Raw genomic sequence first — 7,600 nt, 5'->3', positions numbered from 1 at the left:
AGGAGTGCGATGAGCGAGCGCCTGCGGGAACTGTTCGAGGCGGCTGACCCGGCGCGCGCGGTGCAGGTCGGGCCGGGTGACGTCGAGGCGGTGCTCGACCGCGCCCGCGACGATGTCACGTCGTACGCCACGGCCGTGCCGCCCCGGCGGCGGGCGGTGTGGGTCGTACCCGTCGCGGCTCTTGCCGTCGTGGCAACTGCGATCGTGGTCGTGCGTGGTGTCGGCGGCCCGCCGGCCTCGCCCCAGCCGTACCTTCCGCCGGGTTCCACGACGGAGTCGGCTCCCTGCCTGGCGGCGATCGCCGACCATCTGGCGGCCACTCCCTACGACGGGCGCACCGGACGGTACGAGTACCTGCGGATGACCTGGGCAGGCGGCGGCTCGGTGGAGATGCCGGGAGAGCACGCCGGCATGGCGACCATTTGGTACAGCGAGGAAACGATCCGGTGGCTCGCGGAGGACGGCTCGGGACGGGCACGCGTGGTCCGTGGCGAGCCGACCTACCCGGACGAGAAATCCCGGGAGTACTTCGAGCAGCATCGCGAGGTGGAGTCGGAGACCACCAGGACGACGGAGCTGGCCCCCGGAGACGTGGATGTCACCGCCCTGCCGGCCGCCGACCCGGCGGCGATGGAGCAGGCGCTGTACCAGCCCCGGGAGAACGGCCCGGCGCAGGCGCTGGCCCGGGTCGCCGACCTGAACCGCGAACGGGTCCTCGACTCCGCGCACCGGGCCGCGGTGCTGCGGTTCCTCGCCGCCACGGACGGCGTGGTGTGCCACGGCGAGGACACCGACCCCGTCGGGCGGACCGGCATCGCGGTTTCGGCCGGCCGTGGCCAGGGTCCGCGGCCCTCCCCCGCCGGCCACGACCGCGAGTACCTGCTCTTCGACCCACGCACCGGGGAGCTGCTGGCCAGCAACGCCAAAACCACCACCTCCGGCAACGTGGAGGTGGGGACGGTCTACCTGGAACGGGGGCGCACCGACGAACTCGGTTGACGACGACGCACCTGTTCGGGAAAGAGACGGCGAATTCCGAGGAAACTCGCCGACAACGGCCGGTCGCCACCAAGTCCGGAGCCTTCTCCGCTAACAATTCCCATCCTTCGCAAACCGCTTCGCTCTTCTCTCGCATTGACGTTGGCTGATAAGATCGCGCGTCCGACCACTATGGAGTCTGGGAGGAAGAATGCGCATGGGAAGACGGGTCGTCGGCTCTTCAGTCGCCCTCGCGGTGCTGATCACGGCGATCGTCGCGGGACAGACCCAGGCGGCCGGAGCCCGCGAGACTGCGGACGTGCCGCCGGACGCGCTGGTCGCCGGCGACGAGGAACGCGCCAAGGTGCAGGAGGCGCTGGCCGGCGTCGACCGCGGCGCCGCGCCGAAGCTGGCCGGCGACGAGGACGAGCAACTGCTGCGGGCGACCAGCGGGATCGCGGGTTTTGCCGGCATCTGGCTGGACGACGGCCCCGCGGGGCCGGTGACCACCATCGCGGTCGTCGGCACCGGCGCCAAGGCCACCCAGGTCGCCGCCGACGTGCGGAGCGCTCTCCGACAGCAGCCCGCCGGGGTGCCGGCGCTCAATGAGGGCGCCAAGGCGCTCGCCAAGACCGATGCCCGCGTGAAGACCGTCCAGGTCTCCTACCCGTTCGCGCAGCTGAAGAAGTGGCAGTCCGCGATGGACGCGCTGCTGCCGGGCGGGGCGGTGACCTTTACCGACGCCGACGAGCGCAACAACACCGTCACCGTCGGGGTCAACGACCTGGGAGCGCGGGCCGCCGTCGTTCGGCACGCGGAGAAGGCAGGCATCCCTCGCGACGCGCTGAAGGTGGTCGAGGCGAACTTCGGCCCCCAATCGCTGCGGGACGACCACCGACCGGTGACGGGCGGTCAGCAGATCTCGTACGCGATTCCGGTCATCGGGCCGATCGGCACCATCTTCTACACCGGCCAGTGCACGCTGGGCGTCACCGCCCGCCTGGTCAACACCAGTCCACAGTTCACCGGTTACCTGACCAACTCGCACTGTTCGACGGATTACGCGCAGACCGATTACGTCTACCACTGGCAGCCGAGCATTCCCTGGGGTGCGCTGTGGAACACCGCCAACCGGATCGGCTACGAGATCCTCGATCCTTCGCTGTACACCGGAAACCCGTACGGCTCGGAGGCGCTCGCGTGCCCGTCCGGCTACCGGTGCCGGCTTAGCGACGCGGCGTTCGGGACGTTCGAAGGCGACTACACGAGCACGGCGACCGGCTGGATCGCCCGGCCGGCCACCACCGGCACCATCAACTGGAACGGCACCGACAAGTACCGGATCACGGCAACCGGGACGCCCACCGGCGCGATCAGTGGGGTCGGGCGCACCTCGGGGAGGAGCACCGGCACGGTCACCAGCAGTTGCGTCCGGATCAGCAACATCGAGGACATGCCGAACATCGCCCAGAACTGCCAGTACATCGGGACCTACTCGTCCCAGCCGGGCGACTCCGGCGGCCCGGTCTTCCGCGTCACCAACAGCCCGCTCACCAACGACGTCATGTTCGTCGGGCTGAACTGGGGTTCCGGTACCGTCAACGGGCAGCCCGTCGGCATCATCTCGTCGTGGCCGATGATGCAGGCGGACTTCCACCCGTACGACATCCGGGTCTGTGTCTCGGTCTACGGCTGTTAGTTCCTCGGGCCGGGCGCTGCGGCAAGCGCCCGGCCCGCCCGCTCACCGCGCGAACCGCCGGCAGTGCAGGTCGCTCGTCAGATCTGGTACAGCACCGCCCGGTAGCCCCACAACGCCGCGATGGCCAGCACCGCGACTCCCACGCCGAACGGCCACCAGCGACCGCGCGGACGGACGACGGCCAGGGCGGCCGTGGCCAGGTAGAGCACCGCGACGATGGCCGTCCACAGTGTCGCGGTGGGGATCCGATCGGCGATCCGGCAGCCGGCCGGCGCGGGCAGGACTGCCGCGCAGATGTCGTAACGCGGCACGGCCAACCACCAGTAGCCCACCCAGGCCGCCACGGCGATGACGGTGGCCGCTGCCAGCCCGAGCCACGAGCCGGCGCGGGCGGGCGACGTCACCTCCGCAGACTCACTCATACCGGTCAGTGTATTGGCCGGAACGGTGCTACCCGCGTGGTGGTGCGGTGCTCTCCCGGTCGACGAACTCCGGGGCGATCAGTCGCAGGACGTAGGGCTCCTCGCTCTCCGTTTCGAGGGCGATTCTGCGCACGAGTTGCCGGACCGCCAGGCGCCCCAGCCGGTCGGGAGCGCTGTCGATGGACGAATAGGGCAGGGAGAAGATCTGCGCGAACTCGTCCGAGTAGCGACCGATGACCGACATGTCCCGTGGCACCTCGAGACCCCGCAGGTGCAGCACCATCGGCAGCGCCGCGGCGGCCGCCTCGTTGTCGATGAGCAGCCCGGTCGCGTCCGGGTAGGTGTCGAGCACCGCGTTGAGCGACCGGCCGACCGCCGGCTGCCGTGACTCGCCGAAGACCGCGTGCAGCACCATCCCGTGCCGCTGCGCCTGCCTCAGCGCCGCGTTGCGCAGGCGCCACACCCAGGCGCCGCCGCGCTGCACCACGAGTTCCGGCTGGGAGATCAGGATGATCTCCCGGTGGCCAAGGCGGTACAGATGGTCGACCATCGCCCGGCCGGCGTCCTCGAAGTCGAGATCGAACACGTCGACCCCGGAGCAGTCACCGGGCAGCCCGACCAGCGCGCCGGGCTGCGGAGCGGCCCGCAGGACCGGCAGCCGCACGTCCTGGTGGGCGACGTTGAGCAGGACGAGCCCGTCGACCATGCGGGAGTCGGTGATCCGGCGCAGGGCGTGGGCACCGTCGGCCTCGGTGATGAGCAGTGTGTCGTAGCCGAGTTCGCGGCCCGCGTCCGAGACGCCCAGCATGTACTGGAGCATGGCCGGCGCGAACTCGCCCTCCAGAAATTGGGCGAGCAGGCCGATCACCATCGTCTGCGATGTCGCCAGTGCTCGGGCCCCGGCGTTGGGCGTGTAGCCGAGCGCCCGGACGGCTTCGTTGACCCGCTGCCGCACCTCGAGCGAGATCGCTCGCTTGCCGGACAGCGCGTACGACGCCGTACTGCGGGACACCCCGGCTGCCCGGGCGACATCGCCGATCGTGACCACGATTCCTCCTGTCGTCACTGGAACACCCGACGGCCGAAGCGCTTCGGCGGCCCCGGCACGGCTGTACGGCCAGCCGATCCATGCTGCTGGACCGGCTGGCCGTACGGGTGTTCAGGCCGCCGCGAGTGCGGTCATTGTCGTGGCTACCGTCAACTGCTGAACCTGGCGATGGAGATCTTGTCGATCACCGGCGCGTGCTTCGAGCGGAGCAGGATGCCGGGCCAGAGGCTATCGCTGTACGTCACACCGTCGAAGTTGCGCGCCTCCTCAGAGGAGAACGTGATGGTGTTGCGGCCCTTCTTCAGCTCCACCGGGACGGTGAGTTCCCAGAAGTTGTTCCGGTGGAAGGAGCCGGGGAAGAGCACACTCTCGACGTCGCCGCCGTTGATCGACAGGTCGGCCCGGCGGGTCATCGGGTTCGGGTTGTAGTGCGAGGCCTGCGACTGCTCGGGGTTGGCGTACCTGACCCGCATGGCATGCACGCCGGCGCGGTCGACGTCGACGGTGAAGGTCAGGGTGTTCTGGTTCCCCGGCTCACCCCCGATGCCGCTGACCGCCGTCCCGCCGCTGGCCAGCGTCAGCGTGGTGGCCTCCGCCGTACCGGCCAGCTCGGCCTGCTCCGCTTCGTACTCGACCACCTTGAGGTTGCCCGTCGTGGGCTTGACCTCGATCCGGTCCAGCAGCAGCCGTCCGGCGCTGCCTGTCACCGTCACCTTGTTCACCCCGCCGGACAACGACACCGCCACCGCCGACGACGGTCCGGCGACGCGGCCGACGGCACGCCCGTTGACGGCCAACTGACCATTCCCGCCGGCCAGCGTATGGACCGTGATGGTCGACTCCGCGTCCTCGGCCGAGTAGACCCAGAACGTGACGGAGTCACCGCGAGCGACCTCCACCACCCCGGAGCCCGAGACGCTGCGGCCGTTGAGCCGCGGGCCGGCGTGCATCGGGGTCGCGCCGTCGAGGTCGGCCAGTTCCGCCTCGTAGTTGGCGCGGGCCGCCGGGTTCGGCAGCGAGAGCGTGATCCGGTCGACGATCGCGTCACCCTTGGTCGCCCGGCTTCCGTCGAGGCTTCGCGCGGCCAGCGAGATGACGTGCCGACCCGCGGTCAGCTGCACGGTCGTGTCGGTGTGGTCCCAGACCACCCACTTGTAGCCCAGTGGCAGGAACAGCTCCTGTTCGGCGCCACCGTCGACGCGCAGGAACACATTGGTCGGCCCCTGCTCCTGCACCAGCCCGAAGGTGTTGAGCGAGTTGGCGAAGACGCCCAGGTCGTAGCTGCCGTCCTGGGGGACGTCGACGGTGAAGTCGAGCACGACGTCCGAACCGGTCCGCAGCCCACCGACGTTGTAGCCGCCCGAGGTGTAGAACTTCGACACGTCCGACGGCGAACCCTCCGGGCCGTTGCGGCTGTAGCCGCTGCCGCGGTGCGCGGCGTCCTCGGCCTCGTAGCTGCCCTTCCACAGGGTGGGGGCAACGGCGGTCGGCTCGCCGGTGCCGGCCGGCGTCAGCACGATCTCGTACGCGGACGACGCCGACAGCGTCGGCAGGTCGCCGCCGAAGTCGAACGCCACCATGCCGTCGGTCACGTCCACCACCCGCTCGGCGATGATCTCCGGAGCGGCCGAGTCGCCGATCTGCCCGGTCCACGGAATCTCCCGGATCCACGCGCGGGCCTGGCCACCGATCACGTCCGGAACGTTGTCGAACCTGATCCAGGCCCTGCCGGCCGCGCCGCCGAACAGCGCCCTGGCCTGGGCCCGGTCCTCGTCGAGCGTGGCCACGCCCTGGAGGCTGTAGTTCTGGCCGGGGAACGGTGGACTGACCTTGACGGTGTGCCCGGTCATCCCGGCGTACGCGTTGAACAGCCACCACTGGCCGTTTGCCCGGTTGGCCTGGACCGCCGAGTCGGAGAGGTTGCCGTTGATGTTCCAGAAGGCGATCATCGCGTCGATCTTCGACTCCTCGATCGCGGAGATCCACTGGACCATCTGTCCGGGTACCGAGGTGTGGTAGTTGAAGGCGTACTCGTTGACGTTGATGGGCAGCTTCCGGCCCTCGTAGCGGGTACCGGCGAAGACCTCCGCCTCCCACTCGCGGTACCGCGCCACGTTGGTCCGTACCTGGGCCGGGTGGCTCAGCTCGTGCCAGGTGGCGATGTCCGGGACGGTGCCGGCCTCGACGGCGTGCTCGAGGAATCCCTTGACCTGGGTGTAGAGGACGCTGGTGTTCGGCCCCGAGATCCGGACGTCGGGCAGCTTCTGCTTGATCATCGCGTACGCCTGGTCCCAGGCGCGGAAGTAGTCGGTCGGGTTGTTCAGCCAGCTGACCCGGTTGTAGCTCCACTGGCCGGTGCCGAACATGTTCCCTTCCGGCTCGTTGAAGGGTTCGATGACGATGTTGTCCCGGTACTCCGGGTCGAGCTGGGCGATCTGGTCCAACTGCCGATCGAGGACCTGCAGGTACCCCGCGAGCTTCGCGTCCGGGGTGTTGCCGGGCCACTGGTACGGGAAGCCCCGGTAGAAGTCCGTCGTGCGGACGTAGACATCGCCGTTCGTGCTGTCGGCGAGCGGCTTGACGATCTCCAGCGCGTCGGAGCCGGGATGCTGGGCGCCGTCCTGTCCCTTGGTGGCGACCGTACGCAGGTTCATGCCCTCGATGAGGTTGTTGGTGGGAACTCCCGGGGCGTACAGCCCGTACAGGGCCCCGGCCGCGCCGCCGTGGAAGTCGCCGGTGTTCGTCGCGAGGTCGATGGTCAACTCACCCTCGCGGACCACCGTCACGGCGGCGCTGACCGGCTTCCCGGCCGCCGTGCCGGTGACCCGGAAGACGCCGGGGCGGCTGTAGTCGGCGGGATCGACGGCGTTCCAGGTGGCGGCGACCGCGCGGTCGTAGCCGTCGGTGAAGGAGGCGCGGACCGTGGCGGGCAGCGCGGGCGCGGTGCCGATCGAGGTCCGCACGTCGAACGTGGCCTGGGACAGGCCGGTCAGGCTGGGAGTGGCTCCCCCGACCAGTTCGGCGACCTGCTCGGCGGAGAGCGCGCTCCGGTAGATGCGGAAGTCGTCGACGGCGCCGGCGAACAGCGGATCCTGGTAGAAGGACCGGCCGAGGTAACCGGCGATGGTGCCCGAGCCGGTCAGCAGGTCGCCCGCGGAGATGGTGGTCCGGGCCGACGCCACCGCGACACCGTCGAGGTAGGTGGTGATGCGGTCGGCGTCCGTGTCGAGGGTGGTGGTGAGGGTGCGCCACTGGCCGCCGGGCAGCTGCGCGAAGCCGGTGACCTGCGCCTCGGCGCCACCGCCTCCCGTGGTGATGGCGGTGCGGAGCCGACCGTCCCCGTTGTACGGGGTGGTGAAGAGGTAACGGGTGTTGTTCGTGCCGAGTGCGTAGATCCACTGCCAGGGCGACGTGCTGCCGTCCCACCTGATGCGGGTCGAGACGGTCAGGTCG

At 69.9% G+C, this 7,600-nt stretch carries 5 protein-coding genes; 2 read left to right on the top strand and 3 right to left on the bottom strand.

Going from position 1 to position 7,600, the window contains the following annotated elements:
• Both AB0M52_RS27055 and AB0M52_RS27050 read left to right on the top strand, forming a co-directional pair.
• A partial coding sequence (locus tag AB0M52_RS27055) for a CU044_5270 family protein (RefSeq protein ID WP_363959249.1) occupies positions 1-999 on the top strand: 999 nt, incomplete at its 5' end.
• Positions 1,000-1,195: 196 nt separating this feature from the next.
• A complete protein-coding gene (locus AB0M52_RS27050) occupies positions 1,196-2,677 on the top strand; it encodes a hypothetical protein (RefSeq protein WP_363959247.1) in 1,482 nt (493 codons plus the stop codon).
• A gap of 77 nt (positions 2,678-2,754) precedes the next feature.
• Here the strand turns inward: AB0M52_RS27050 and AB0M52_RS27045 are convergent, their stop codons facing one another.
• The 3 genes from AB0M52_RS27045 to AB0M52_RS27035 form a co-directional block, all read right to left on the bottom strand.
• Entirely contained in the window at positions 2,755-3,099 is a 345-nt protein-coding gene (locus AB0M52_RS27045) for a hypothetical protein (protein ID WP_363959246.1), read from the bottom strand.
• Positions 3,100-3,127: 28 nt separating this feature from the next.
• Positions 3,128-4,147 (bottom strand): LacI family DNA-binding transcriptional regulator, encoded by a 1,020-nt coding sequence (locus AB0M52_RS27040; RefSeq protein WP_363959243.1) that lies wholly within the window; start codon positions 4,145-4,147, stop codon positions 3,128-3,130.
• Between the two features lie 149 nt (positions 4,148-4,296).
• The coding region (locus AB0M52_RS27035; RefSeq protein WP_363959241.1) for a LamG-like jellyroll fold domain-containing protein at positions 4,297-7,600 on the bottom strand (3,304 nt) is incomplete at its 5' end.

Source organism: Micromonospora sp. NPDC051296 (assembly GCF_040682255.1).
GTDB classification, from domain to species: domain Bacteria; phylum Actinomycetota; class Actinomycetes; order Mycobacteriales; family Micromonosporaceae; genus Micromonospora; species Micromonospora craterilacus.
Note: the sequence above shows the minus strand (reverse complement) of the source record. Positions and strands in the feature narration are given on the sequence as shown.

Coding starts and splice junctions, on each gene's coding strand:
- AB0M52_RS27045 (WP_363959246.1), bottom strand. CDS start 3,099: ATGAGTGAGTCTGCGGAGGTGACGTCGCCCGCCCGCGCCGGCTCGTGG.
- AB0M52_RS27050 (WP_363959247.1), top strand. CDS start 1,196: ATGGGAAGACGGGTCGTCGGCTCTTCAGTCGCCCTCGCGGTGCTGATC.